We start from the raw sequence: 26631 nt of genomic DNA on the forward strand, positions 1-26631 counted from the left end.
GAAGGCCCGACCCTAGAAACACATGTTTGCTTTCTTGCAAAGCCCCATGCTTCGAGTGATAATGCTCCCCTACTTCTGCATTATAAATGGTTTTTGAACCATCGCCTGTCGTCACAATATCCATATTCTATATTTTTTGTGTCAAATCTAAAACAAAAAAACTATTTTAGCTTAAAGATAATCTCCACATGAATACTATACTAAAGAGTTATAGCAGTATCATTCTACTTCTAATGGGCATCACTATTGGGAGTCTTGTCGGTCTATTCGTGCCTGACTTGGTACTATATATCAAACCCATCGGAGATATCTTCTTGAATTTGTTGTTTGTCGCTGTAATTCCTTTATTATTTTTCGCTATCAGCACCGCTATCGCTAATATTGAGAGCAATAGTCAATTGGGCAAAATATTGGGTGTGATGAGCGCTGTATTCATCTCCACTATAGCCATAGCAGCGGTATTGACCATACTTGGATTATGGGCCTTTCCGGTTACCGCGATCACACAGTCCAATGCGGCATCTGAATTAATCAGTACCAATGCCGAAGATACATGGGGCGACAAAATCGTCCGTTTTTTGAGTGTAGGTGAATTTGTCCACTTACTCTCCCGCCAAAATATTCTAGCCTTCGTTATATTTTCATTTTTAATAGGCATCTCTGTGCGTAAAAGCGGAGAAGCGGCACGACCATTTCTTCAGTTTTTGATAGCCGGAAATGAGGTGATGAAAAATCTCCTGACGCTGATCATGCAGTTAGGACCTATAGGTTTGGGCGCTTATTTCGCCTATCAGGTGCAGACGCTAGGACCCGAACTTTTTGGTTTTTATGCTAAGCCTCTTGCATTTTATTACATTTTCGGAATAGTCTTTTTCTTTACCATATTTTCATTATATGCTTTCATAGCCAATGGACGCAAAGGCATTAAGGACTATTGGCGATTTAATATTACACCTTCCCTGACCGCTGTGAGTACATGCAGCAGCCTAGCCACATTGCCCGCTAATCTATTAGCCGCAAAAAAAATGGGAGTACCGAATTATATTGCTAGTGTGGTGATTCCGCTGGGCAATACATTGTACAAAAATGGCTCTTCTATATCCTCCATTCTCAAAATATATGTAGCATTTGCCATTTTGGATTGGAATTTTTTCGAGCCTACTACCCTTATTACTGCAGTGGGAATTACTATTCTCGTAAGTATGGTGGCTGGAGGAATACCAAACGGTGGATTCATAGGTGAAATGCTCATGATATCCGTATATGGCATACCCAATGAGGCTGTTCCGGCAATTATGATTATTGGTGCATTGGTGGATCCCTTGGCTACGATTCTGAATGCTACAGGAGATTCTCTTGCCGCCATGCTGGTCACTAAATTCAGCGGAGAGAAGTTTAGTTCAGCGGAGAACACCTCTGCCGAACCCATAGAAATGTAAAATTAACCCTCAGTTACCCCGTAAGATAATTAACAATTATTTTACATCAGGAGATAAATTTCAGATAGCTAAGAACTTACCTGGTTACTAATTCTATTTAGAACTGTTCTAAATAGACAGCACTTCTTGGTAAATTCATTCTTTCACATACCTTTTCGTAATTTTGTACTTGTTTTAGTCAAAATTATAGTATGAAAAAAAGTTCAATCATTCTCATCGTTATCATTGCTGTTGCTATTGCGATGATTTTAGTTATCTATACGGACTCTAGTACGTATTCAACATTCGCTCAAGCAAAAGAGAAAAACACAGAACTTTATGTAGTAGGTGTACTAAATAAAGAAAAAGAGTTAGTGTATGATCCGGTAAAAGATGCCAATCACTTCGCATTCTATATGTATGACAACGATAGTACGGAGTGTAAGGTTGTATTTAACGGTTCGAAACCCCAAGACATTGAACGTTCGGAGCAAATTGTATTAACAGGCAAGATGGAGGGCGATACCTTTCATGCCAGCAAAATTTTGATGAAATGTCCTTCAAAATACAATAAAGACGAGATGGAAATTAAAGAGGCCGTATCAACGAACGCTTCGCTATAATATATTTTTAATATAACTATTTAATGGATATTAATTACGTAGGTGAAAACCTTTTACCTGGTAAAATAGGACAGTTTTTTGTGATTCTATCATTTGGAGCTGCCTTATTTTCGCTTATAAGCTATTTCTTTGCCACAAAGAACCCTGATGAGAAATCATGGAAAACAATGGGCCGCATCGGTTTCATTCTTAATGCTATTTCAGTAGTGACAATAGGTTCATTGCTGTTTTACATGATCTACAACCACATGTTTGAGTACTATTATGTGTGGTCACACTCAGACACCAAGTTACCTACGCACTATATTATTTCCTCATTCTGGGAAGGCCAAGAAGGTAGTTTCTGGTTATGGATGTTCTGGCAGGTCGTTATTGGAACCGTATTATTATTCCGTACCAAATCGTGGGAATCACCCGTAATGACATTTGTCATGCTTTGTCAAACCTTCTTGGCAAGTATGCTGATAGGTGTTGAAATATTTGGCAACCGCATCGGTTCATCGCCATTTATATTGTTGCGTGATGCCATGAATGCGCCTATCTTTCAAGATCCGAATTACCTATCCATGATCGATGGAAAAGGATTAAATGCCTTATTGCAAAACTATTGGATGGTGATCCACCCACCCACATTGTTCTTAGGATTTGCGTCGATGATCGTGCCGTTTGCATATGCTGCAGCCGGACTTTGGACACGTCGATACAAAGAGTGGACCGTAAAGGGAATGCCTTGGGCTTTATTTGCGGTTATGATCTTAGGTGCGGGTATTATCATGGGTTCATTCTGGGCTTATGAAGCCTTGAATTTCGGCGGTTTCTGGGCTTGGGATCCGGTAGAGAATGTTTCTATCATTCCATGGTTTACCTTAATCGCTGCTGTACACGTTATTTTAGCATTTAGACATTCTGGTCACGGTTATTTCACTGCGACCTTATTATCTTTAATAAGTTTCGTATTAGTAATCTATGCTTCATACCTAACGCGATCAGGTGTATTGGGTGAAACTTCCGTACACTCCTTCACTACATTGGGCATGAATGGTCAGCTGATTGCATTCAACCTGGTCTTCTTCATCATCATGATTGGTTTACTAATCTGGAGAAGAAAAGAACTGCCAAGCACGAAAAAAGAAGAAGAAATATATTCCCGGGAGTTCTGGATGTTTATTGGTGCTTTGGTGCTGACAGTAGCTTGTGTACAAATGATTGCTACCACATCAATCCCGGTGTTTAACGCCTTATTTGGAACCAAAGTAGCCCCTCCTGTTGATCCTATTGCGCATTATAATAAATGGCAAGGTGCATTTGCAGTAGTTATCTTACTTTTGACCGCTTTTACTCAATTTTTGAAATACAAACGTACAGAAAGCAGAAGATTTTGGGCATCTACAATTGCTACATTAGTTGTATCCATATTATTGGCAGCAGCAGCGATATACTTCACCAAAACGTATACCAACGTAATGTATAAGCTCATTATGTTCACGGGTATATACTGTATCGTTGCCAATATCCGCATATTGAGCGATGCCATCAAAGGTAAATGGAAGTTAACAGGTTCGGCAGTATCTCACATTGGCTTTGGCTTATTAGTGATTGGTGCTTTGGTCGCTGCAGCCACCAATGAAGTAATTTCGGTTAATCAAAGTGGCTATATCGGTGTCAAAAATTTCGGTAAGGAAGGCGATAAATTCACCGATCCTGGAGAGAATTTATTCTTGACAGAAGGTGAACCCGTACAAATGGGCGACTACCGAATTACCTATACAGGCGACAGTGTCGCTGCGCCAAATGTGTATTACCATATTAAATACGAAAAAATTGATGAGGAGACAGGAAAGGTAAAAGAATCTTTCACGTTGAGTCCATTTGCACAAAACAATCCGGATATGGGTGGTTTGATAGGTACGCCTGATACGCGCCACTATATTACACACGATATCTACACTTTAATCACTGCAGCTGCAGCGGATTCGCATGCTCCATTGAATAAGATCACGCAAGAAGAGAAGACCGGTTTTGAGGATTACGAAGAACCCGCTACTTATCAGGTCAACATTGGGGATACACTTCGTTACCGTAATGGTGTTTTTGTGATTGAGGGAGTGAATAAAGAGGCGAAATTGGAGAATATCCCACTTAAATCGGATGACGTCATTGTAGGATTAAAAATAAAAGTTATCGATGCGGATCAAAAGGAATATAATGCAGAACCTATATTCTTATTAAAAGATGGTAATGCTTATGATTTCAATAAAGATGTATCCGAAGAAGGTCTGAAATTTAGATTCACCAACATTATCCCAGATAAGGATAAATTGGAAATCATGGTATACCAAAAACCATTGCCAGAGAAAAAATGGATTGTATTCAAAGCTATTAAATTCCCTTACATTAATTTCTTCTGGGCGGGTACCATTATCATGACGATAGGATTTATCATGGCGATAATCAGACGCAGCAAAGAAGGTAAAGTTATAGAACACAAGGAAGCTTAATATGAATTTAGTTATAATCGGTAGCGGTAATATAGCAACGCATTTAGCGAAAGCATGCTACGCTACAGGTCATAATATTCTACAAGTATACTCACCTACACTAGCCAATGCAAATGCATTGGCTAGTGTAGTTAATAGCCAGTCAATCGATGACCTGCAATTGATAAGCAAGCATGCTGATGTATATCTCATCGCTGTCAGCGATGCCGCTATACATCAGGTCACACAAGCGCTTGATCCTTCCATAGAAGGAATCGTAGTGCATACCTCTGGTGCCACCTCTATCGAAGTATTGCAAGCATTTCACCGCTATGGTGTCATCTATCCTCCCCAAAGCTTGAATAAAGAAATAGACACTGACCTGTCTGTTATTCCTTTTGGCATAGAAGCTGATTCCGAGCGTACATTTGATACATTGTTAAGGTTAATTGCTCCTGTCACCCCAAAAGCTTTTCCATGCGACTCCTCACAGCGATTGGCACTGCATCTATCCGCCGTATTGGTCAATAATTTTAGCAACGCCTTATTTCAAATGGCAGAAGAGATCTTGACACGCGAACACTTGAGTTTTGATTTGCTCAAACCGATCATCGCAGAAACTGCTCAAAAGGTGCAACAGCATTCCCCGAAAGACACGCAAACGGGGCCAGCGCGGAGAGGAGATTATCAGGTTATCAATAAGCATTTGCAATTCTTAACGCAATACCCTGAGGAAAGCAAAATATATCAACTTTTATCTGATTTTATTGTTAAAAGATACCCCAAATAATCTTTTAATTACAAAAAATATAAAAGTGAAGAGTTTAGTGTTAATGCTAAAATTACTTACTAATTTTGCTTTCGTAAAAATATAAAATATTAGTATATCCAATAACTTCAGATTAAATCATGGCAGTTAGAAAACTAATTCTCACAACTATAATAATCGTAAACCTAATCATCATTTCCTTTGGACTTATCTTTACTCCTCGTTGGTTTTGGTTATTAATTATTCCTATTCCGTTATTAGTAGTGGCAGTATATCATAGTGTACAGACACATCATGCTATTCTACGCAATTATCCATTAGTTGGTGCGTTCAGATACTTTTTCGAATCCTTTCGTCCTGAATTGAGACAATATTTTTGGGAGTCGGATACAGATGGTAGGCCATTCAACAGAAGACAGCGTTCTATTGTATATCAAAGAGCGAAAAACCAACGCGAGACTGTCGCCTTCGGTATGCAAACTGACCCACAGGCTGTGGGAAATGAATGGGTAGCGCATTCAATATTCCCTACGCATATCGAAAATCACGATTTGCGCACAATGGTTGGCAACAAATTCTGTAAACAACCATACAGCTTAAGTATTTTTAATATTTCGGCGATGAGTTATGGTGCGTTGAGTAAAACAGCTATTACAGCGTTGAATAAAGGTGCTGCACTACAAAAGTTTGCACATAATACCGGTGAAGGTGGTATCAGTAACTACCACATGAGCGGTGGTGATTTGATCTGGCAAATTGGTACAGGTTATTTCGGTTGTCGCGATGAGCATGGCTATTTTGACAGCGAATTATATGCTGAAAAATCCAATAGACCATACGTGAAAATGATTGAACTTAAAATCTCACAAGGTGCTAAGCCTGGTCATGGTGGTATCCTGCCTGCAGCAAAAAACACTCCTGAGGTAGCTGCTATTCGTCACGTCATCCCAGGTACAGACGTTATGTCGCCTCCTGCACACAGTGCATTCAGCAATGCAGAGGAGATGATGTATTTCATCCAAAAACTGCGTGAACTTTCTGGTTACAAACCAGTAGGTTTCAAAATTTGTGTGGGTGACAAACAAGAGTTCGTAGACATCTGTAATGCGATGCAAAACACACAAATTTTCCCTGATTTCATCTCTATTGATGGTTCAGAAGGAGGAACAGGTGCTGCACCGTTAGAATTTACAGACAATATCGGTATGCCATTATACGATGCGCTTACTTTTGTGACTACTACATTAATCAATTACGGATTAAAAAAACATATCAAAGTTATTGCTTCTAGCCGAATTGTAACAGGATTTGACTTGTTGAAAGCATTGGCTTTGGGAGCTGATGCATGTTATAGTGCACGCGGTATGATGTTTGCCCTTGGATGTATCCAAGCATTGAAATGTAACGAGGACGTATGTCCAGTAGGTGTGGCTACACAAAAACCACACTTATATAAAGGCTTGGATGTAGCGGACAAACATGTTCGTGTTGCTCAATTCCATCGTAATACGCTTCGTGCAACGGTAGAAATTATGGAAGCATGTGGATTCAAGACAATTGATGATATTCGTGCAGAAAAATTCTTCCGAAAAGTGGATGCTGTCACGACATTGAGCTTCCACGATATCTACTTTAAAAATACGGGTAAATTCAACAAAAAAGAAAACTCTTTCCAGAAAGAAGAATTTTTGGATGATTAAGAATAAAAAAAGGACGACAATTAAAAATGTCGTCCTTTTTCATTATTTAATATTGTGGAATACTTTATCTAATATTATTTGCGCTGCGCGCAGCTCTTCTATTTCCAATCCTGCTGTAGCTTCCTGTAGTGTAAGTAAGGATTGCTTCATTCCTTCCTCCCGCAATTTCCGTCCCTCTTTGGTCAAGTAAATGAGATTGGATCGACGATCTTGCTTATCGTTAACCCGGATTACGAGTGTCATTTTCTCCAGATTATTTATTAACCGAGTAATACTGGGTTTGTCACGAAAAGTAAGGTTAGCAAGCTCTTGTTGTGTAAGTCCTTCTTCCTGCCACAGATGGTATAAGATTGTCCATTGCTCAGCTGTAATATTAAGTTTCCCCGCTTTTAAATTACGCTGTAACCTCCTGGAAATGGCTGTTGACACCTTTCCTGTTAGGAAAGAGTAGAATTCATTGGATATTATTAACGAATCATTCATTATTTAGATATAATTAGGTTGCCTATGCAATTAAACAAGATTATTTGAATTTTGCAAATTTTTATGATTTTTCAAATTAAACATTTATTATTTAATATCTTTATAGTATGGAAAATATCTTTGGTGTACTGGTAGCCATTGCCTTTGTAATAATTAGTTTTGTTCAAAACTACAGGAAAGAAGCGGCTAAAGCTTCTCAACGGACTCCGCATAAACGTCCGTCGCCAGCACCCGTACAACTTCCTAATCCTCCGGCGGAAATACGACAAACCGTGGACCGAAAAGTAAAAATTCCAAAAATGGAATATAAACCAGAGTTACCAGCGGAAGTTATTGCGGCACAACAACGTCGAAAATCACTTCAAGAGTCCCAAGTGAAGATACCGACACGGCTTCCAGAGCCCGAAACTACAAAAGCATTTGAATTTGATCTCCGACAGGCTGTCATTCAATCAGCGATACTCGAAAGACCTTATAAATAAAAAAGTCTGTGCATGCACAGACTTTTTTATTTATAGCAATAGTATAATTTATAGCAAATTAAATTTATCTCCATCTTTAAGGAAAGGGAACTGTTCTCTTGATTTTTGCAAATCCTGAGGATTAAGCGTGAAAGTGTACAAATCTTCATCCTCCGGCTTATAGTACACGACATCTCCCATTGGTGAGATACACATCGACCCACCCGAATAATAGACTTCATTGCCGTCATGGCCTACACGGTTGACACCGATCACATACGCTTGATTTTCTATAGCACGTGCAGGTATCAATGCACGCCAATGCGCTGAACGCTTATCAGGCCAGCTAGCAGTATACACCAATAAGTCATAGCCGTTCTCAGCATTACGCGACCACACCGGGAACCTTAAATCATAACAAATCATCGGACATATTTTCCATCCTTTCAATTGTAACATGATGCGGGAGTTGCCTGGCGAAAAATGATCCGTCTCATTGGCCAAAGCAAATAAATGCCGCTTATCATAATGCACGTAACTGCCATCGGCAGACATCCACACAAAGCGATTATAATAATTACTCCCTTCTTTGATAATCAATGTACCCGCGACCACACACTCGAACTTTTTGGCGGTCTCATACAGCCAACGCATGGTCATTCCATCCATTTCTTCCGCACATTTCTCGACATTAGTCGTAAAACCCGTATTGAACATTTCGGGTAAAATGATTAAGTCTGTTTTCTCCCGTAAGGATGATAATCGCAAGCTTAAATTTTGAAGGTTCTTTTCTACATTCTCCCAAAAAAGATAAGCTTGAAATATGGTGATTTTTATAGGCTCCATTAATAAGGTACTCCGTCTGTGAATTAATATTGTCTAATATAATAAAATTGAAATTAAAATCTAAAAAGGTTCACACTATTTATTACGATTCAACAAGCTATTGGACAAAAGAAGTAAATCCTCCTTTTGGGTGTCATTCACATTTATATCTTGCAGACTCGTTAACGATTTAGTGGAATACTTTACCTTTAACGTATTTGCCTGTTCCAATATTTTATATTTATTGTACAATTCTATCATTCTTCGCACTTTTTCTTCGCCGGCACTTTCTTCGAGCTCGAGAATAGCATTGAATTCTGCTTCGTCTTCAGACAGCAATGCTCTTTTCAATAAAATATGCAGGATAGTCTTTTTGTTAACGATGATATCGCCGCCCACTTGCTTGCCAAATGTCTCGGGATCTCCAAAAGTATCGAGAATATCATCCTGCAGCTGAAAAGCAACACCAAGATTCACACCAAAATCGTATATCTTCAGTCGGTCGGCTGCATTTGCCCCTGCGATGATAGCACCCAACTCCAAAGCACCACCTAGGAGCACGGAAGTCTTGAGTCGAATCATATTGATGTATTCTTCTTCGGACACATCATTACGCTGCTCAAAGTCCATATCATGCTGCTGCCCTTCGCACACCTCTAAGGCTACCCGATTGAAAGTCTTTATTAATTCAGGAACAACAGTGATTGGGCATTTTGCGAGTTCATCATACGATTTGACCAATAATGCATCGCCCGACAAAATAGCCACATTGTCATTCCAACGCTGATGGACTGTCTGCTTACCGCGGCGCAATGGCGCTTTGTCCATAATGTCATCATGCATTAACGAAAAATTATGAAAGTATTCTATCGCTACCGAAGCCGGCAACACAGTATCTACGTCATCATAACCAAATAGTTGTGCGCCCATAAATACCAGTTGAGGACGTACCCTTTTTCCGGATAGAGACAAAATATAAAGTATGGGTTCGTATAGATTTTTAGGAGTTGTAGGTAATTCTATATTCTCTAAGGCATTACTGATTTTTTCAGCATAATACGGATTTCCAAACATATTTTTTAAGTGAATAGTCATACGAAGATACATATATATTTTTAGGCTTTTACATTTCCAGGTAATTTGGGTTTTGTAATAATAGTATATTTGTAAAAATAGGAATGCATGCGAATTTTAGTAGTCCATAACTTTTATCAACACAAAGGCGGAGAAGATGTAGTTTTTCAGCAAGAGGTCGATGCTTTGAGCAAGAAGCATAGCGTGGAGACTATGACATTTCGCAACGAAAAAGGTTTGAAGGGGCTTATTCAGTTTGCATTGTACCCTTGGAATATAAGTGCAGCACATAAAATCGCTCAAAAGGCATTGCTTTTCAAAGCGGATATTGTGCACATCCACAATACGCACTATGCAATTGGACCGTGGGTATTCAGAACCCTGCATCGTCGAAATATTAAGACCGTGCAGACCTTACATAATTACAGATTATTGGATCCTTCTGCAACTCTGTTTCATGAAGATCAGGTCTTTTTGGACACCCTAAATAAGAAATTTCCTTGGGCTTCCATTAATCGCAAAAGTCTAGATAATTCAGCGATTAAGACATTCTGGGTTGCCTTTGCTTATTATTTACATCAGCTCCTTGCAACTTGGAATAAAATCGACCGTTATTTGGTGTTTTCCAATTTTATGAAGCGCTTGCTCTTGCAATCATCTAAAGGAATTGAACCGCATCAAATCAGTATTAAGACCAATGCGATTGCAGCTCCTGTGCGGCCTGAAGTACCTAAGACCAATCATTTTGTGTATATTGGGAGATTAGCCGTCGAAAAAGGCATAAAAACATTGATTGCGGCTTTTGCACAGCTACCGGAGTATAGTGTGGAGATATATGGAGATGGTCCTATGCTGGATGCCGTGGAGTCCGCGGCCGCTAGCCATCCCAATATCCTATATAAAGGTTTTCAATCCAAAGAAATACTGAATACAGCATTAGCCAGTGGCCAAGCGCTCATTGTACCATCTATATGGTTTGAAGGGATGCCGATGACTATTTTGGAAGCCTATGCCATGGGCACTCCGGTCATCGGAAGCAAAATAGGCGCGCTGGAAGATATGATCGTGGCTGCATCTACAGGATATCATTTTGAAGCGGGTAATGCCATTGATCTGGCTGATAAAATCAAAAAATTTGCGTTATTAAATGAAGAAGGTAAACAAATATTGGCAGCAAATTGTCTAAAGGAATATGAAGCAAACTATCAACTAGCAAATAATATACAAACGCTAGAAGATATATATAAAGACGTATTAGAAAGGAAATAAGATATGAGTAATATAATAATAATCGATCATTTAGGAATTGCTCCGAAAATAAAAGAAGCGCTCGAAACGGTATATGATCCCGAGTTAAAACCAGCTAGCATTGTGGACTTAGGCCTGGTGTATGAGATCATCACCAAAGAAGGCGGTATTGCCAAGGTCATTATGACCCTTACAGCTCCTGGCTGCCCTGTAGCGGGAGATATTTTGGATGAAGTACAACGCAAAGTGGCTGCTGTGGAGGGCGTAAATGAGGCGCTAGTGGAGCTTACATTTGACCCACCGTGGAACAGAGATATGATGACTGAAGAAGCGAAATTGGAATTAGGCTTTCTCTAGACTTCTTCCCGAGCTGTAGCTTCCAATTCTGCTAAAGTCTTTTTAGGTTTGGAAGCTTTATCCTCTTTCCCAAATAACCCAGTCCAGATATTTCTAGATTCTTTGGTTAGTAAAGGAGAAACAATAGAAAGTATCAACACGTACACCACCACGAAAGATTGAATTATCGGCAACAACCCACCTGCTTTCCCAATATTGGCCATGATGATTGAGAATTCGCCGCGCGCTGATAGTGTAAATCCAATATCAAAAGAAGTGCGAGGCTTCATCTTAGAAAAATGTGCTGCAAAATACCCAGAGGCTACATTACATACAACCGTGATCAAAGCAGCCAAAACTGCCCATCCTACTGCACCGCCTAAAGAATAAATATCAATAGACAACCCAAAGCTGAAGAAGAACATCGCTCCGAAAAAATCTTTAAATGGCAGGACCATGCTTTCGATTTTTTTGAGGTACTTGGAGTCGGCAAATACCAGTCCGGCCATGAGTGCACCAATAGCTTCCGCCACATGTATTGTTTCGGAAAAGCCTGCAATCACAAATAGCAAACTGAATATAATCAGGATAAAAAGTTCGGAGGACTTGTCTTGTAGTATTCTATCAATAGATGGCACCAACTTACGACCGAAGATTAAGAAGGCCAATATAAATCCAAGAGCCATTAATGAAGTGGCCGTAACCGCCCAGAAAGAGGTTCCGCCCGCTAAAATCAATCCCGAAAGGAAAGAGATGTGCATGGCGATAAACAAATCATCAAACATAATCATCCCCATGATTACCTCGGTCTCAGGATTTGCTGTACGCTTTAAATCTGTAAGCACTTTAGCCACAATAGCGGTAGAAGAACTTGTCATCAAACCACATAGCACCATCAATTCTTTGAATGGCAAATCCATCAACCAGCCGATTAATAGCCCGGAAACGAAGTTCAATATGACATAAAGGGTTCCTCCCGTGACAATGGACTTGCCTGACTTAATGAGGCGACCCACCGAAAACTCTAATCCCAGATAAAATAGAAGGAACAAAACACCGAGCCTGCCCATGAATTCGATAAAGGGTTTGCTTTCGGTAAACGTAAAGAATGACCAAAGGGTATTGAATCCAGAAGTTATGCTCGGATTATTAATACTAGCGAGTGTATTGGCGATGACGTCAGGATATTCTCTATTACCCAACAACATACCTATAATAATAAAAAAAGGAATAACAGAGAAACGTAGTCTATTCGCTAGTAGACCTACTGAGGCCACTAAAAATACAGCAATTCCGATTTCTAAGATTATGATATGAGACATATACATGCAATTATACTAATAGTTCTTTAAGGAGTTTGATGTGTTTAGCTTTTCCTGCAATGACCAAAGTTGCGCCCGGTTCAATTACGTAATCCGGTCCGGGGTTAATTTTAGTTTCTGCATCTTTAATGGCGGCGATAATAGAAGCACCAGTTTTCTGACGGACGTCAAGCTCACCTATAGTCTTGTTCACGCCATCATTGGTCGGCTCTACCTTATACCACTCGATACGCAAGTCATCCAAGGCGACTTCAATCGTTTCAAGGGCTTTAGGTTTATAGGATAGTCCCCCAATTATACCTGCCACTTGACGTGATTCCTCATCGGATAAAGTCATCACACAACGTGTTTCATTATCCTCATCCTCATGACGATACAATTCACGACGACCATCATCATGAATCACTACGACCATATTGTCTCCGGCTTCAGTTTCGATCTGAAACTTCTTTCCAATACCAATAAGATCACTTTCTCTTACTACTGACATAGAAAATATGTTATTAGTTTATAACGACTGATTTATCAAATATAATAAAAACGAGTTATTTGTTAGGGTCAACCAACAAATAGGTCCCATCTTCTTTTTTCTTAGGTAGACCCATAGCCAATGATTTGCCATGGTAAAATAAATAAATCCAGCCTTCAGGAGCACCCTGTTGCCAGAACTCTTTGCGCTTGTCGCGTGAAGTGCGCCCGTCATAATCATACTTTGCGATGAAGTTTTTGAATAGCTCCTCCGGCTCGGGCACCACATCTCCCCCGAAAAAGAAATGCTCACCACCCGTCTCTATATGAAACACTTGGTGGTATTCGGTATGCCCACCACTTATCGCGTAGCTAATTTCATTATTGACACGACCATCTCCTTCCACAAGATGCAAATTTCCACTGCGCTGAATCACATCAAACACCTCTGTACGATATGAAGCAGATTCTTTTGCGTAGGCATTCTCCCATTCTCCGCGCTGTATCACATACTCCGCTTCAGGGAATGCAAGGCGCCCTACCCCACCTTTGAAATCTACTAATCCTCCTGTATGGTCTTTATGCAAGTGTGACATAAGAACATATTTCACATCTTCTGGTTCAAACCCCAATTTACGAATATTGTGGTGAATCAACAACTCATCTTCTTCAGCACGCATGCCCAAGCCTGCATCGCATAGCAAAAGGCCATGACTCGATTCGACCAAAAATGGATGAACATGTACAAACAAAGACGCTGGACGACTTTTTGGATCATCTTTCGATGGATCAAAAGGAACAAACTTTTTGGATGCGTCCACAGAGAAGGAACCTTCGAATAAAGAATATGCTTGAATCATTCTTTTATGTTATTGTAAATATGAGAGTTAAGAATCTGTAAATTAATTATAGACTGCAAGTACTAGGTTACTACACCTTTATAATGTATATTTACATACAAATATTGTGCAAAGATATGCAAAAAAGGTGGGTCCTAAAACCAAAAAACGATAGCAACAAAGTAAATAATTTAAAAACAGAACTAGGTGTCAATGACATCGTTGCAAACCTTTTGGTAAGTCGAGAAGTCCAAACCTTTGAACAAGCAAGATATTTCTTTAGACCATCTTTGGATCATTTGCATGATCCTTTTTTGATGAAGGATATGGATCAAGCCATTACCCGAATCGAAAGAGCTATCGGCAATAAGGAGAAGATTCTAATATACGGGGATTATGATGTAGATGGTACTACCGCCGTATCTGTAGTCTATAGTTTCTTCCGTACTTTTCATACAGGCATTGAATTTTATATTCCAGATCGCTATGCCGAAGGCTATGGAATCTCTACTCAAGGTATTGATTACGCTGCCGAACATGGTTTTACGCTTATCATCGCATTGGATTGTGGCATCAAAGCCATTGAAAAAGTGGATTACGCAAAGAGTAAAGGCATAGACTTCATCATTGGTGACCATCATCTTCCGGGAGAATCCATTCCGGATGCCGTAGCGGTATTGGATCCCAAACGTTCGGATTGTGCATACCCATACAAAGAGCTCTCGGGCTGTGGCATAGGATTTAAAATCATACAAGCTTTCATCCTTAAAAATAACATGGATATGGAAGCCGCGTACCAATATCTCGATCTGGTTGCTGTCAGCATCGCTTCAGATATTGTTCCGATTACCGGCGAAAATAGAATCTTAACATTTTTTGGTCTTAAAAAATTAAATACCAATCCTTCGGTAGGTTTCAAAGCGTTGATTAACCTTTCGACCAATCGAACAGGCGTTTTCTCCGTTAATGATATAGTTTTTCAAATTGGTCCTCGTATCAATGCTGCTGGTCGTATAGAACATGCAAAAGATGCTGTGCGCCTACTCATTTCCAAATCCGAAGAGGAAGCTAAAAACTTTTCGAACGCAGTCGATGATCAGAATAATGTCCGCAAGGATTTTGATCTTAACATCACCAAAGAAGCATTATCGCTCATTGAATCATCTACGGATAATTTACTTCGCAAATCTACTGTCCTGTACAAATCTGATTGGCACAAGGGCGTGATTGGAATCGTGGCGTCCCGTCTTACTGAAAAATATTACCGTCCTACCGTCATCCTTACACACACCAATGGACACATTGCAGGTTCCGCGCGTTCGGTTATTGGCTTTGATTTATACGAGGCGCTGAGTGAGTGTAGTGACCTTTTAGAACAATTTGGTGGGCACAAATATGCTGCTGGACTGACCATGCGAGAAGAAAATATCCGCTTATTTCAACAAAGGTTTGAGGATGTCGTCCAAAAAACGATCAAACCGGAGATGTTACAGCAAGAGGTTAGCATTGATTTAGAAATTAATCTTCAGCATATTGATAGCAAATTGTATCGCTTGCTAAAGCAATTTGAACCTTTCGGCCCGCAAAATGAAGCACCTGTATTCATGACGCGTCAGGTGCGTATCATCGGATCGGCAAATATTGTGGGCAACAATCACCTGAAATTCACTATTAGGCAAGGTGATTCACCAGGTTTTGATTGTATAGCATTTGGCTTGGCCGAACATTTCGATTATATTCAAAATCAGAATGCCTTCGATATTTGTTATACCATTGAGGAAAATAACTGGCGCGGCAAAAAGAATTTGCAATTAAACATCAAAGCAATACGATATTAAAATATATTTGCAATAGCAGAAATATTATTCATGATACTTAGAGCAGAAAATCTCATTAAGAAATACAAGCAACGTACAGTTGTCAATGATGTTTCATTTCATGTGGAACAAGGGGAAATCGTGGGACTTCTGGGCCCTAACGGTGCTGGTAAAACGACTTCTTTTTACATGATTGTAGGTCTTATCAAACCGAATGATGGCCACGTATACCTCAATGACGAGGAGATCACGAAAGATGCCATGTTCAAGAGAGCCCAGAAAGGAATAGGTTATCTTGCCCAAGAAGCTTCTGTATTCCGTAAGCTATCCGTAGAAAATAATATTCTTGCTGTATTGGAAATACATTACCCTAATAAACAAGAACGTCTAGCCAAATTAGAGGAACTCCTAAGTGAATTTAGTTTGCACCGTGTACGCAAAAACCGCGGCGACTTACTTTCAGGTGGCGAACGCCGTCGTACGGAGATCGCACGCGCGCTAGCAGCCAACCCGCATTTCATCCTTTTGGATGAACCCTTTGCCGGTGTTGACCCTATCGCTGTTGAAGAAATACAATCGATCGTATCGAAGCTCAAAGCCAAAAACATAGGGGTACTCATCACTGACCACAATGTGCAGGAGACTTTATCCATTACGGACCGCGCATATTTGTTGACCGAAGGAAAGATTATGTTAACAGGTAAGCCGGAGGAAATTGCCGACAACGAAATGGCCCGTAAATTCTATTTGGGACAAAATTTCGTACTACGCAGAAAGAAACTTTAACATCACGCTACTTCATTGAATCATGGCCATACTTAACTCAATATTCACGTGGATTATGCAAAAGAGAATTCATCAGATTGAGCTCTTTATTAAATATCCCCATGATGTGCAGGAAGAATGGTTTCAAAACTTGATTTCAGCAGCTGAAGCTACCGAATGGGGCAGAAAATACGATTTTAAGAGTATTTATACTGTTGAGGAATTCAAAAATCGTGTGCCCATTAGTGACTATGATGGTCTCAAAGTCTATATCGATCGCATGATCAAAGGTGAGCAGAATATCCTTTGGCCATCGGACATAAAATGGTTTGCCAAATCCTCAGGCACGACGGCAGACCGCAGTAAATTTATTCCTGTTAGCCTGGAAGCTTTAGAGGAATGTCATTACCAAGGCGGCAAGGATATGTTGACAATATTCTGCCACAACAAACCCAATAATAAGGTTTTCACAGGAAAAACCGTCGTAATTGGTGGATCCTCGCAGATCAATAATTTTAGTCCCGATTCCTATTACGGCGATCTATCTTCCATTTTAATCCGCAACCTCCCCTTTTGGGCCGAGTTCTTACGGACGCCAACTATGGAAGTCACGCTCAATCCTAATTTCGAAGAGAAAATAGAGCAAATCGCTCAGCTTACCATAAAAGAAAATGTGACGAGTCTCGCGGGTGTACCGACTTGGAATATCGTCATGGCAAAGCGCATACTAGAGATTACAGGCAAAGATAATCTCTTGGACATTTGGCCAAATTTAGAGTTTTACGGCCACGGCGGTGTCAGTTTCATGCCTTATAAAGAGCAGTTCAAGCGTTTAATTCCTACTGACAATATGTATTATCTGGAGAATTACAATGCTTCTGAGGGCTATTTTGGTATACAAGACCAGTCCGATTCAGACGATTTGTTACTTATGCTCGATTACGGCATTTTCTATGAATTTTTGCCCTTCGAAAATTTAGAAGACGAGCATCCCAAAACATTAGGTTTGCACGAAGTAGAAATAGGTAAAAACTATGCGCTGATTATTTCCACAAATGCTGGACTTTGGCGCTATAAAATAGGTGACACCATTAAGTTCACTTCCCTATCCCCTTATCGTTTCCAGATTTCGGGTCGCACAAAACAGTATATCAATACCTTCGGTGAAGAAGTGATCGTAGACAATGCCGATCAGGCGCTCCGAGCGGCTTGTGATGCTACGGCAGCTATAATTAAGGATTACACCGCTGGACCTGTCTATTTTAACAATAAGGACGCCGGTGCTCACGAATGGATTATTGAATTTGAAAAACAACCTGGAGATTTTAATCAATTCTGCGACATACTAGACAATACGCTTCGGGAGATCAACTCGGATTATGATGCCAAAAGATATAAAAATATGGCTTTGGCAAAACCTATTATCCATAATGCTCCGGATAAGACTTTTTACAACTGGATGAAATCGCGTGGCAAATTGGGTGGACAAAATAAAGTGCCTCGCTTAGCAAACAATCGCGATTATTTGGATCCTTTATTGAAAATCATTCACAATTAATGAACTTTGTTACGGAAGAATAACAGCAGAACCGCAAACTAATATACCTTTGTCCATAACAGTTAATGCATTTCTTAAATAATTATACATACACTCCGTGTATCATAAACATAATCCGCCGAATTAGACTCACGGGCGAATAAAATTTTTATAGAGATAAATAAAATATCCTTTAATAAATCCGAATAAGGTGATGTGTTGTTCTTCACGACGTTTTGTCGTTGATTTCTGCAATAAAGACTTCATAATAAGGTAGTTAATTGGTTTAACAGATAAATTCGACGGGATATCAAATTAATTTACGAACCGCATATATCCTAAATTACAAATTTTAATTCAATAAGGAGATTTTTATTTATGCCCCTAAATTGGCAAATTGAATACCCTATTTCGAAATTAAAGCAAAAGCTCTAAATCTTTTTTTTTAACTTGCATTCCAATAAAATATAAAAAGAGAATGAGCGCGACAGAACAAATTTCAATTCGCGTAGAGCCGACAAGTACATCAAGACTCTCGCAAGTAGACTTCAATAATCTTAAGTTTGGGCATATCATGTCAGACCACATGCTGGTCGCTGAGTATAACAATGGTAAATGGGAAGATGTGAGTATTGTGCCCTATGGCGAGCTTAGCATTAGTCCATCCATGTCTGCATTGCACTATGGTCAATCCATTTTTGAAGGTATCAAAGCATACAAATTTGACGATGGAACAGTAAGTATATTTAGACCAGAGAATAACTGGGAAAGATTTAACAAGTCCGCAGCGCGTCTGCAGATGCCCGAAGTGCCGGAAGATATTTTCTTGGGCGGGATGAAACAATTATTGGATATCGATCGCGATTGGGTTCCTTCTAAAGAAGGTACTTCATTGTATATTCGTCCATTTATGTTTGCAACGGAATCCGCATTAGGCGTGCATCCTTCGATTTCATACAAGTTTATTGTTATTACTTGTCCGGTAGGTGCATATTACAGCAAACCGATTTCACTGAAAGTGGAAACGCACTATACACGTGCAGCCGAAGGTGGTGTTGGTTTTTCAAAAAATGCAGGTAACTATGCATTGTCATTATACCCTACACAACTGGCGAATGATGAAGGTTACGACCAAATCATGTGGACAGACGCTCTTGAGCACAAATATATTGAAGAAGCTGGAACAGCCAATCTAATCTTCCGTATTGGAGACACCATCATTACGCCACATGGCGATACCATTCTCCATGGCGTGACGAGACGTACCATCATGCAATTGGCAGAAGAATGGGGCTATAAAGCGGAACAACGCAAGGTTTCCGTAAAAGAATTGATTGATGGTATCGAAGCAGGTCAAGTTGCCGAAGCATTTGCTGCAGGTACTGCTGCTACAATTACGCATATCGATAGAATCGGTTTTGAAGGTAAAGACTATACTTTGCCTCCAGTAGAAGGCCGTGAATTCTCTAATAAAGTATTAGATTATTTGAATCAATTACGATATGGTAAAATTGAAGATCCATTCGGTTGGAACTTTATCGTATAGCCCATACTGTCACTGTATATAGAAAGGTCTAAGTTAGCTACTTAGACCTTTTTTGTTTTCTACGCTACACATTTACTCACCGAATAAACCTCGATTTTTACCGACTTTCTTCGTCGATTAATCTAATTGCCATTCTGCAGCCTTCCCATTCACCCTACCTTTGGAGTATCAAAAGAAATTAAAAAACTAAAAATATAAACAACCATGAAAAGAAATCTATTAGCAATCGCAACAGTAATGATGATGGTATTATCATTGAGCTCATTTGCAAATGAGAAAGCAAACCCTTCTGTATCAGGACCATCAGTAAGCATCGTAGCTAATTATTTGAATGCTTCAGTTTTGGGTCACCAAAACGATATTAAAGAAATGTTGGCCGACAACTTTGAATACTTCAACACAGCGAACAAGAAAAAATCTTCTAAAGAAGAGTATGTGAAATTCCTGAACGAAACGAACAATTCAAAATACGACTGCGCTTACACTTATGAAGTATTGGATCAGACAGGCAAATTTGCTGTAGCAAAAGCAACTTTCAAATTTGACAATTTTACCCGTGTGGATATCCTTACGCTACAAGATACTGCTGAGGGATGGAAAATAAGCGAAGTAATCACCAACTATAAATAATTACAACTCTTCCACTATAAATCAAAGGCCTTCCGATGGGGAGGCCTTATTTATTTTGGAGTGAAATGTAATGCAAAATACCTGTTAAGTCATGAGGTTCGAACCAGGTGGTGTTACCATATTTCTTGAACCATGTGATTTGCCTTTTGGCATAGCGTCTTGAATTTTGTTTAATCTTGTCAATGGCTTCTTCGAGACTGAGGTCACCATCGAAATAATCAAATATTTCTGAATAGCCTACAGTCAGTAACGCCGGCTTATGGCGATATTGTTCTAAGGATTTTACTTCATCTATCAATCCTGCTGCCAGCATATTGTCCACCCGAAGATTGATACGCTCGTATAATTTGGGACGATCCATATTCAGACCGACTGTCACGACTTGAAATGGACGGGAAGCTTGCTCTTTCTTTTGATAAAAAGACATAGGATTTCCGGTAGCTTCGTACACCTCCAGTGCGCGAATGACACGTTGGGGGTTGTCAATATCGGCCACCGCATAATATGCAGGGTCTAATTCTCTGAGGCGGGCCTTCAGAGGCTCCAGTCCTTTTTCTTCAAAGGCTTTGTTCAACGCATCGCGTACTCCCTCCGGAGCTTTGGGCAAATCATCCAAGCCTTCGCACACTGCACGAACAAACAATCCCGAACCACCGACCATAATGACGGTGTCTTTCGTTAAAAATAGTTCATCCAACAGCTTCAATGCATCACGCTCAAAATCACCTGCAGAATATTCTTGCGCGATGGAATGTGAATTGATAAAATGGTGAGGAGCGGCAGCAAGCTCCTCCGCATCAGGTTTGGCCGTGCCTATGGTCATCTCCCGATAAAACTGACGAGAATCAGCCGATATTATTTCCGTATTGAAATGCTGCGCCAATAAAATAGCCGTAGCTGTTTTACCTACTGCTGTAGGACCAACCACTACGACTAACGTTTTTTTATGTTTGTCCACAAAAGACATTAATTAATAATCTTCTTCTCCGGCGCCGAATTCTTGTTCTTCCTCTCCACCTTCTTCTTCCTCATCACCCTCATCGATGCTGTATTCATCTTCATCGTCTACACCATATTCTTCGGTAGCAGTTTCTTCGATGAAGTCATCATCGTCGTCCTCATCCAAATCCGCAACAGGGAAATTGGCAGCGGCAGCGATTTTAGGAGCTAGACCTACAGATTTGAACAGTGCCGGATATACCTTGCCGTCTTCCTCCTTCAAAATCTTAATGAGTTCCACATGAAAATCATAGGGTCTGTCAAAATTATAGATGTAATAAAACTTTTGGTGCGGGTCATCAATAAACTTACTTAGACGGATATCCTCCATGATTAATACACCTGATTCCTTCTTACGTGGATTCGGAAGATGCGCTATTTCAGTACCTTTTTTCCACTGATCATTGCTCACATAAAAGGAGGACGATACCTCAGGATTGTAACCCGTGCTCTTATGTATCTCATGATGTAATTCTAAAAAAGTACCCTTTGAAGGCATATCAATATCACGATATACATCTTCATAATCTTCGAATGTAACTCTAAATCTGTAAACTGCCATATATCTATATCGACTAAGTATAACCTAGTTTCTGTTTATAAAATTATAAAATTATTTTGAAGTCTATCAAGACAATATTGCCTTGGGTTCCAAATTAAGCTCCTTGGCTTTATCCAACATAAATTGGTACGCAGCCATACGCTCATTTGGAATATCTCCTTCTAAGATCGCTTCGCGAATCGCATTCTTGATAACCCCCACTTGCTTGCTTGGTCCCAATCCAAAAACATGCATGATATCTTCTCCCGTCACTGGTGGCTGCCAGTTGCGTAAGTGATCACGCTCTTCGACATCTTTGAGTTTTTGCTTGACAAGCTCAAAATTGTCGCGGTATTTTTTCTTTTTAAACTCATTTTTGGTCGTCACGTCCGCATGACACAAGAGCATGAGCGCATCAATATCATCCCCTGCTTCGAATAAAAGACGACGTACTGCCGAATCTGTCACAATATCCTGTGCAAGAACAATCGGTCGCAAATGCAGTTGAACTAGCTTCTGAACAAATTTCATCTTTTCATTCAGCGGCAATTTCATGTCAGCGAACAACTTAGGCACCATGCGAGCGCCGCGATCTTCGTGCCCATGAAATGTCCATCCAATACGCTTATCAAAACGCTTTGTCGCTGGCTTGGCGATATCGTGCATGATTGCAGCCCAGCGCAGCCACAAGTCATCGGACATATCGGCAACATTGTCCAGCACCTCTAAAGTATGGTAGAAATTGTCCTTATGTCCTTTGCCATCGACATAATCCACACCATACAAATTTGCCATAGCCGGAAATACCAACTGCAGCAAACCCGTATCAAACAAATATTTAAAACCTATTGAAGGTTTTTTGGACAAAATAATTTTATTCATTTCGTCCGTAATACGCTCTTTGGAAATAATCTGAATGCGCTCCTTGGTCTCCACAATAGCTTCCAAAGTTTCCACATCAATTTTGAAATTCAATTGAGTAGCAAATCGTATCGCACGCATCATACGCAGCGGATCATCCGAGAATGTTTCTTTGGGTGCTAATGGGGTACGGATAATGCGATTTTCAATATCAGATAATCCATCAAATGGATCCAACAATTGTCCATACGTAGCGCTATTCAACGAGTAGGCCATCGCATTAATGGTGAAGTCACGACGATTTTGATCATCCTGCAATGTACCATCTTCTACGATAGGCTTACGCGAATCACGTCTATAGGATTCTTTTCGGGCACCTACGAATTCGACATCCAGCCCATCATACACCAACATGGCTGTACCAAACGATTTATACACCGCCACTTTGGTATGCAAATGCTCACCTAATTTGGTTGCAAAATCTATTCCTGAACCAATCACCAATATATCTACGTCATTTTTGAAAGAACGTCCCATTATCCTATCCCGTACGTAGCCACCGATGACATACACTTCTGTATCTGTCTTGTCAGCTAAATCTTTGATAATAGAAAATATGGGATGTTGTAAATCTTCAGTCATAGCACACATATAGGCCTTACCGACCTATTTCGTTGGCAAAAATACTCAATTTAAAAGAAAAATAAGTCAAAAATCTAAGGTAATCTCCCGTGTGGACTAATCTCTATCTTTAGAAAGTTTACGGAATGCTAAAGGATTATCGGACAACACAGCTTGCTCGCGACGATTTTTTACGATATGTACTGCCGTGAAAATCGCCTCCATAAAGGATGCATGCGAAGCCAAATTTTTACCTGCGATATCGTAACCTGTGCCGTGATCTGGTGAAGTGCGCACGATAGGCAGTCCTGCAGTATAATTTACTCCTTTACGATTTGCAATATGTTTAAATGGAATTAAACCTTGGTCGTGATACATCGCAAGTACAGCATCAAATTTTTTGTAGGCTTCGCCTGCGAAAAATCCATCTGCTGGATAAGGTCCGAAACAGAATATCCCCTCTTCATTCGCTTTGGCCAAAGATGGTGCTATGATTGTATCATCTTCGATGCCAATCACTCCGTTATCACCTGCGTGCGGATTCAATCCTAGCACGGCGATTTTCGGTTTTTGGATCCAAAAATCTGTTTTCAAGGAGTTATTCATCAATCGCAATTTCTTCAGAATAGCTTCTTCAGAGATTTTAGTAGCGACTTCATTTAGCGGAATATGTCCCGTCACTACGCCTATCTTTAATTCATCACACACCATAAACATCAATACATCATCCGCGTTAGTTTTGCTTTGCAAATATTCGGTATGACCTGGAAAATTAAAGTTTTCACTTTGAATGTTGTGTTTATTGATCGGTGCTGTGACCAAAGCATCAATCTTACCTGCCGTCAAATCTGCTACGGCTCTTTCTAATGAAATGAAAGCATATTTGCCCCCTGTTTCATTTTCCTCACCCAATGTGATTTTGACATCTTCTTGCCAACAGTTGATCAGATTAGGACGTTTCGGATTGGCTTGCTCCACATCATTGATGACATTAAAACTGAAGTCATTGATATTGTTTGCTTTACGATGAAATGAAGCGTTCTTAGTATTACCATACACAATAGGCGTAAAAAAGTCCAACACGCGATTATCCATCAGAGATTTGATAATCACTTCTAGACCTATTCCGTTGATGTCTCCAATACTAATTCCAACTTTTAATTTTTCACTCATCGTTTTAGCGTTTTTTCAATTCAAAAATAGAAAAAAAATGAGAAAGAAAGGTATTTCGGTCACCAATGTTGTCAGTTAAGTTTCGGAATATGCCAAATCTTTTTGCTGCAATGTCATATTTACTTTTTAATTTTGAGGCTAATAGAAGAATATGGGTAACGTACGCGCAAAAAAACACTTAGGACAACACTTTTTGAATGACAAAAATGCTGCTCAACGCATCGCAGATGCATTGGACACCTCGCTTGGGTTTACCCAAGTGTTGGAAGTAGGACCAGGTATGGGTGTATTGTCAGATTTTTTGCTCCAAAAGGAAGAATACGAGACCTATTTGATTGATGTAGACGACGAATCCATTGAATACCTCACAGATAAATACCCACAATTGGGTGACAGATTGATCCATGGTGACTTCTTAAAACTCGATTTTAGCCAATATTTTGGGGACAAGATGGCTGTGATCGGAAACTATCCATACAATATCTCTTCTCAAATATTATTCAAAATTCTAGAAGAAAGAGACCGTGTCGTACAGATGGCCGGTATGTTCCAAAAAGAAGTGGCTGAACGTTGTGTGGCTAAGCCGGGTAGCAAAGAGTATGGAATTCTTTCTGTTTTCTTGCAAGCCTACTATGATGTAGAATACCTTTTCACGGTCAAAGCAGGTGCATTCAATCCCCCTCCGAAAGTGTTATCCGGCGTCATGCGCATGACACGAAATAAGGTGACGGATTTGGGTTGTAATGAAGCTTTATTTTGGAAAGTCGTGAAAGCAGGTTTTAACCAACGCCGAAAAACTCTACGAAATTCACTTTCTGGTGTCATTGCCAAAGACAAAATGAGTGACAATCCCTTGTATGAATTGAGAGCAGAAAGATTGACTGTGCAGGATTTTGTGGCTTTGACAAATGAGATAGCTAATACAAAATGATATGCATATTGATACTGAATTTGCGATAATTGGCGGCGGCGTTGCTGGATTAACAGCTGCAATTGGATTAAGCCAATTGGGTCGTGAATTCAAAGTATTTGAGCAAGCGAAAGAACTCAAAGGTATAGGTGCGGGCTTTGGGTTGGCAGCAAACGCTATGCAGGCGTTGGATTTGATGGGTTTAAAGCATGATATTGAGAAACTGGGTTTTTATACCAACTCCTATCACATTTTGGACCAAAAAGGTCAAGTTCTTCTGGCCCCAGACACGCAAAAATTATCGGAACAATACAATCAGGAAAACTTCACCATACATCGTGCGGATTTACACCTTTATCTACTTTCTCAATTGCAGACTGAAGATGTATTGCTCGCCAAAAAAGCAATTAAATTTGAGAGTCACTCCGAATTCATCGAAATTTATTTTGAAGACGGCACACTTATCAGGGCCAAATATTTGCTTATCGCCGATGGTGTAAAATCACCTTTGCGTCAGCAATTGCTCCCCAATGCTACGCCACGTTACTCGGGATACACCTGCTGGCGCGCCACAATAGACAATAGTAGCATTCAGCTAGACAAAGGTTCAGAGACTTGGGGTACCCAAGGACGATTTGGGATGACGCCCCTAGTCGGAAACCGCATCTATTGGTATGCTTGTGTCAACAGTAAAGCAAATAATCCTATTTACAGAGATTATACCGTTCAAGATTTAAAACAATATTTTGGAGATTATCACAACCCTATTCCAACCATATTAGCGGAAACTAAGGATGAAGATTTGATCTGGAATGACATTATAGATATCAAACCGCTGTCCCATTTAGCTTATAGGAATATCCTTTTGCTTGGCGATGCGGGGCACGCTACTACACCCAATCTTGGTCAAGGTGCCTGTCAGGCATTAGAAGATGTGGCTGTGCTGATGGATGAATTAAAGGAAAACCAAGCGGTGACGGATGCCTTCCGTAATTTTGAAAAACGCCGTTTGAAACGCACCAAATACATCACTGATACATCAAAAAGGATTGGTGAGATTTCACAGTGGGACAATGCCTTCTTAGTCGCTATTCGCAATCAAATCATGAAGTGGTTGCCCGCAACGCTCGCTCAATCTGGGCTCACCCAACTTCTGTCGGTGGATTTTATGAAAATTGAAAAATAACA

At 40.0% G+C, this 26631-nt stretch carries 25 protein-coding genes; 15 read left to right on the forward strand and 10 right to left on the reverse strand.

The genetic code is table 11. From position 1 onward, the window contains the following. The first annotated feature begins 188 nt into the window (after window positions 1-188). The 5 genes from EDC17_RS00010 to EDC17_RS00030 all read left to right on the forward strand — a co-directional run bounded on the left by EDC17_RS00010 (window position 189) and on the right by EDC17_RS00030 (window position 6987). The gene (locus EDC17_RS00010; RefSeq protein WP_132775703.1) at window positions 189-1439 is read left to right on the forward strand and encodes a dicarboxylate/amino acid:cation symporter; all 1251 of its coding nucleotides are present in this window, start codon (window positions 189-191) and stop codon (window positions 1437-1439) included. Window positions 1440-1630: 191 nt separating this feature from the next. Further along, window positions 1631-2041 carry a cytochrome c maturation protein CcmE domain-containing protein gene (locus EDC17_RS00015; RefSeq protein ID WP_132775705.1) on the forward strand — a complete coding sequence of 137 codons (411 nt, stop codon included), beginning with the start codon at window positions 1631-1633 and terminating at the stop codon, window positions 2039-2041. A gap of 23 nt (window positions 2042-2064) precedes the next feature. Then, window positions 2065-4539 (forward strand): heme lyase CcmF/NrfE family subunit, encoded by a 2475-nt coding sequence (locus EDC17_RS00020; RefSeq protein ID WP_132775707.1) that lies wholly within the window; start codon window positions 2065-2067, stop codon window positions 4537-4539. A gap of 1 nt (window position 4540) precedes the next feature. After that, window positions 4541-5308 carry a Rossmann-like and DUF2520 domain-containing protein gene (locus EDC17_RS00025; protein WP_132775709.1) on the forward strand — a complete coding sequence of 256 codons (768 nt, stop codon included), beginning with the start codon at window positions 4541-4543 and terminating at the stop codon, window positions 5306-5308. A gap of 119 nt (window positions 5309-5427) precedes the next feature. Beyond that, a complete protein-coding gene (locus EDC17_RS00030; RefSeq protein ID WP_132775711.1) occupies window positions 5428-6987 on the forward strand; it encodes an FMN-binding glutamate synthase family protein in 1560 nt (519 codons plus the stop codon). A gap of 42 nt (window positions 6988-7029) precedes the next feature. On the opposite strand, the gene EDC17_RS00035 is transcribed toward EDC17_RS00030, so the two are convergent. Then, window positions 7030-7470: a MarR family winged helix-turn-helix transcriptional regulator gene (locus EDC17_RS00035; RefSeq protein ID WP_132775713.1), complete on the reverse strand. Its 441-nt coding sequence runs from the start codon at window positions 7468-7470 to the stop codon at window positions 7030-7032. 107 nt (window positions 7471-7577) lie between these two features. Here EDC17_RS00035 and EDC17_RS00040 point away from each other — a divergent pair, with 107 nt between their 5' ends. After that, entirely contained in the window at window positions 7578-7952 is a 375-nt protein-coding gene (locus tag EDC17_RS00040; protein ID WP_132775715.1) for a hypothetical protein, read from the forward strand. A 48-nt stretch (window positions 7953-8000) separates the two neighbouring features. Here EDC17_RS00040 and EDC17_RS00045 read toward each other — a convergent pair whose 3' ends face one another. Both EDC17_RS00045 and EDC17_RS00050 read right to left on the reverse strand, forming a co-directional pair. After that, entirely contained in the window at window positions 8001-8777 is a 777-nt protein-coding gene (locus EDC17_RS00045; RefSeq protein WP_132775717.1) for an amidohydrolase, read from the reverse strand. Between the two features lie 75 nt (window positions 8778-8852). Then, entirely contained in the window at window positions 8853-9830 is a 978-nt protein-coding gene (locus tag EDC17_RS00050; protein WP_132775719.1) for a polyprenyl synthetase family protein, read from the reverse strand. 108 nt (window positions 9831-9938) lie between these two features. Between EDC17_RS00050 and EDC17_RS00055 the strand changes: the two genes are divergently transcribed. Both EDC17_RS00055 and EDC17_RS00060 read left to right on the forward strand, forming a co-directional pair. After that, window positions 9939-11099, forward strand: a complete 1161-nt coding sequence (locus EDC17_RS00055; protein ID WP_132775721.1) for a glycosyltransferase — start codon at window positions 9939-9941, stop codon at window positions 11097-11099. A gap of 3 nt (window positions 11100-11102) precedes the next feature. Beyond that, the gene (locus EDC17_RS00060) at window positions 11103-11435 is read left to right on the forward strand and encodes a metal-sulfur cluster assembly factor (protein ID WP_132775723.1); all 333 of its coding nucleotides are present in this window, start codon (window positions 11103-11105) and stop codon (window positions 11433-11435) included. Here EDC17_RS00060 and EDC17_RS00065 read toward each other — a convergent pair. From EDC17_RS00065 to EDC17_RS00075, 3 genes are read right to left on the reverse strand one after another with little or no spacing between them, the layout of a single operon-like run. Continuing rightward, the gene (locus EDC17_RS00065) at window positions 11432-12736 is read right to left on the reverse strand and encodes a cation:proton antiporter (protein WP_132775725.1); all 1305 of its coding nucleotides are present in this window, start codon (window positions 12734-12736) and stop codon (window positions 11432-11434) included. The two genes, EDC17_RS00060 and EDC17_RS00065, sit on opposite strands and share 4 nt — an antisense overlap. Before the next feature lie 10 nt (window positions 12737-12746). Beyond that, complete coding sequence (locus EDC17_RS00070; RefSeq protein WP_132775727.1) at window positions 12747-13226, reverse strand: cation:proton antiporter regulatory subunit; 480 nt, start codon at window positions 13224-13226, stop codon at window positions 12747-12749. Window positions 13227-13281: 55 nt separating this feature from the next. Next, window positions 13282-14064, reverse strand: coding sequence for an MBL fold metallo-hydrolase (locus tag EDC17_RS00075; protein WP_132775728.1), 783 nt, complete (start codon window positions 14062-14064; stop codon window positions 13282-13284). A gap of 116 nt (window positions 14065-14180) precedes the next feature. Between EDC17_RS00075 and recJ the strand changes: the two genes are divergently transcribed. From recJ to EDC17_RS00100, 5 genes are all read left to right on the forward strand, one after another. Further along, window positions 14181-15881, forward strand: coding sequence for a single-stranded-DNA-specific exonuclease RecJ (recJ, locus tag EDC17_RS00080; RefSeq protein WP_132775730.1), 1701 nt, complete (start codon window positions 14181-14183; stop codon window positions 15879-15881). 30 nt (window positions 15882-15911) lie between these two features. Continuing rightward, complete coding sequence (gene lptB, locus EDC17_RS00085; RefSeq protein WP_132775732.1) at window positions 15912-16646, forward strand: LPS export ABC transporter ATP-binding protein; 735 nt, start codon at window positions 15912-15914, stop codon at window positions 16644-16646. A gap of 22 nt (window positions 16647-16668) precedes the next feature. Beyond that, complete coding sequence (locus EDC17_RS00090) at window positions 16669-18183, forward strand: GH3 auxin-responsive promoter family protein (protein ID WP_132775734.1); 1515 nt, start codon at window positions 16669-16671, stop codon at window positions 18181-18183. Between the two features lie 457 nt (window positions 18184-18640). Then, window positions 18641-19708 carry a branched-chain amino acid aminotransferase gene (locus EDC17_RS00095; protein ID WP_132775736.1) on the forward strand — a complete coding sequence of 356 codons (1068 nt, stop codon included), beginning with the start codon at window positions 18641-18643 and terminating at the stop codon, window positions 19706-19708. 204 nt (window positions 19709-19912) lie between these two features. Beyond that, complete coding sequence (locus tag EDC17_RS00100; RefSeq protein ID WP_132775738.1) at window positions 19913-20338, forward strand: nuclear transport factor 2 family protein; 426 nt, start codon at window positions 19913-19915, stop codon at window positions 20336-20338. 46 nt (window positions 20339-20384) lie between these two features. Here EDC17_RS00100 and miaA read toward each other — a convergent pair whose 3' ends face one another. The 4 genes from miaA to pdxA all read right to left on the reverse strand — a co-directional run bounded on the left by miaA (window position 20385) and on the right by pdxA (window position 24533). Further along, window positions 20385-21305, reverse strand: coding sequence for a tRNA (adenosine(37)-N6)-dimethylallyltransferase MiaA (gene miaA / locus EDC17_RS00105; protein ID WP_132775740.1), 921 nt, complete (start codon window positions 21303-21305; stop codon window positions 20385-20387). Window positions 21306-21308: 3 nt separating this feature from the next. Continuing rightward, entirely contained in the window at window positions 21309-21899 is a 591-nt protein-coding gene (locus EDC17_RS00110; protein ID WP_132775742.1) for an IS1096 element passenger TnpR family protein, read from the reverse strand. Between the two features lie 66 nt (window positions 21900-21965). Further along, window positions 21966-23381, reverse strand: a complete 1416-nt coding sequence (locus EDC17_RS00115; RefSeq protein ID WP_132775744.1) for a CCA tRNA nucleotidyltransferase — start codon at window positions 23379-23381, stop codon at window positions 21966-21968. 96 nt (window positions 23382-23477) lie between these two features. Continuing rightward, the gene (gene pdxA, locus EDC17_RS00120; RefSeq protein ID WP_132775746.1) at window positions 23478-24533 is read right to left on the reverse strand and encodes a 4-hydroxythreonine-4-phosphate dehydrogenase PdxA; all 1056 of its coding nucleotides are present in this window, start codon (window positions 24531-24533) and stop codon (window positions 23478-23480) included. Between the two features lie 151 nt (window positions 24534-24684). Between pdxA and rsmA the strand changes: the two genes are divergently transcribed. Together rsmA and EDC17_RS00130 are read left to right on the forward strand one after the other, a co-directional pair. Next, window positions 24685-25464: a 16S rRNA (adenine(1518)-N(6)/adenine(1519)-N(6))-dimethyltransferase RsmA gene (gene rsmA / locus EDC17_RS00125; RefSeq protein ID WP_132775748.1), complete on the forward strand. Its 780-nt coding sequence runs from the start codon at window positions 24685-24687 to the stop codon at window positions 25462-25464. Between the two features lies 1 nt (window position 25465). Then, window positions 25466-26629: an FAD-dependent monooxygenase gene (locus EDC17_RS00130; protein WP_132775750.1), complete on the forward strand. Its 1164-nt coding sequence runs from the start codon at window positions 25466-25468 to the stop codon at window positions 26627-26629. The last annotated feature ends 2 nt before the right edge of the window (window positions 26630-26631 follow it).

Source organism: Sphingobacterium alimentarium (assembly GCF_004342685.1).
GTDB lineage: Bacteria > Bacteroidota > Bacteroidia > Sphingobacteriales > Sphingobacteriaceae > Sphingobacterium > Sphingobacterium alimentarium.

Coding starts and splice junctions, on each gene's coding strand:
- EDC17_RS00010 (WP_132775703.1), top strand. CDS start 189: ATGAATACTATACTAAAGAGTTATAGCAGTATCATTCTACTTCTAATG.
- EDC17_RS00015 (WP_132775705.1), top strand. CDS start 1,631: ATGAAAAAAAGTTCAATCATTCTCATCGTTATCATTGCTGTTGCTATT.
- EDC17_RS00020 (WP_132775707.1), top strand. CDS start 2,065: ATGGATATTAATTACGTAGGTGAAAACCTTTTACCTGGTAAAATAGGA.
- EDC17_RS00025 (WP_132775709.1), top strand. CDS start 4,541: ATGAATTTAGTTATAATCGGTAGCGGTAATATAGCAACGCATTTAGCG.
- EDC17_RS00030 (WP_132775711.1), top strand. CDS start 5,428: ATGGCAGTTAGAAAACTAATTCTCACAACTATAATAATCGTAAACCTA.
- EDC17_RS00035 (WP_132775713.1), bottom strand. CDS start 7,470: ATGAATGATTCGTTAATAATATCCAATGAATTCTACTCTTTCCTAACA.
- EDC17_RS00040 (WP_132775715.1), top strand. CDS start 7,578: ATGGAAAATATCTTTGGTGTACTGGTAGCCATTGCCTTTGTAATAATT.
- EDC17_RS00045 (WP_132775717.1), bottom strand. CDS start 8,777: ATGGAGCCTATAAAAATCACCATATTTCAAGCTTATCTTTTTTGGGAG.
- EDC17_RS00050 (WP_132775719.1), bottom strand. CDS start 9,830: ATGTTTGGAAATCCGTATTATGCTGAAAAAATCAGTAATGCCTTAGAG.
- EDC17_RS00055 (WP_132775721.1), top strand. CDS start 9,939: ATGCGAATTTTAGTAGTCCATAACTTTTATCAACACAAAGGCGGAGAA.
- EDC17_RS00060 (WP_132775723.1), top strand. CDS start 11,103: ATGAGTAATATAATAATAATCGATCATTTAGGAATTGCTCCGAAAATA.
- EDC17_RS00065 (WP_132775725.1), bottom strand. CDS start 12,736: ATGTCTCATATCATAATCTTAGAAATCGGAATTGCTGTATTTTTAGTG.
- EDC17_RS00070 (WP_132775727.1), bottom strand. CDS start 13,226: ATGTCAGTAGTAAGAGAAAGTGATCTTATTGGTATTGGAAAGAAGTTT.
- EDC17_RS00075 (WP_132775728.1), bottom strand. CDS start 14,064: ATGATTCAAGCATATTCTTTATTCGAAGGTTCCTTCTCTGTGGACGCA.
- recJ (WP_132775730.1), top strand. CDS start 14,181: ATGCAAAAAAGGTGGGTCCTAAAACCAAAAAACGATAGCAACAAAGTA.
- lptB (WP_132775732.1), top strand. CDS start 15,912: ATGATACTTAGAGCAGAAAATCTCATTAAGAAATACAAGCAACGTACA.
- EDC17_RS00090 (WP_132775734.1), top strand. CDS start 16,669: ATGGCCATACTTAACTCAATATTCACGTGGATTATGCAAAAGAGAATT.
- EDC17_RS00095 (WP_132775736.1), top strand. CDS start 18,641: ATGAGCGCGACAGAACAAATTTCAATTCGCGTAGAGCCGACAAGTACA.
- EDC17_RS00100 (WP_132775738.1), top strand. CDS start 19,913: ATGAAAAGAAATCTATTAGCAATCGCAACAGTAATGATGATGGTATTA.
- miaA (WP_132775740.1), bottom strand. CDS start 21,305: ATGTCTTTTGTGGACAAACATAAAAAAACGTTAGTCGTAGTGGTTGGT.
- EDC17_RS00110 (WP_132775742.1), bottom strand. CDS start 21,899: ATGGCAGTTTACAGATTTAGAGTTACATTCGAAGATTATGAAGATGTA.
- EDC17_RS00115 (WP_132775744.1), bottom strand. CDS start 23,381: ATGACTGAAGATTTACAACATCCCATATTTTCTATTATCAAAGATTTA.
- pdxA (WP_132775746.1), bottom strand. CDS start 24,533: ATGAGTGAAAAATTAAAAGTTGGAATTAGTATTGGAGACATCAACGGA.
- rsmA (WP_132775748.1), top strand. CDS start 24,685: ATGGGTAACGTACGCGCAAAAAAACACTTAGGACAACACTTTTTGAAT.
- EDC17_RS00130 (WP_132775750.1), top strand. CDS start 25,466: ATGCATATTGATACTGAATTTGCGATAATTGGCGGCGGCGTTGCTGGA.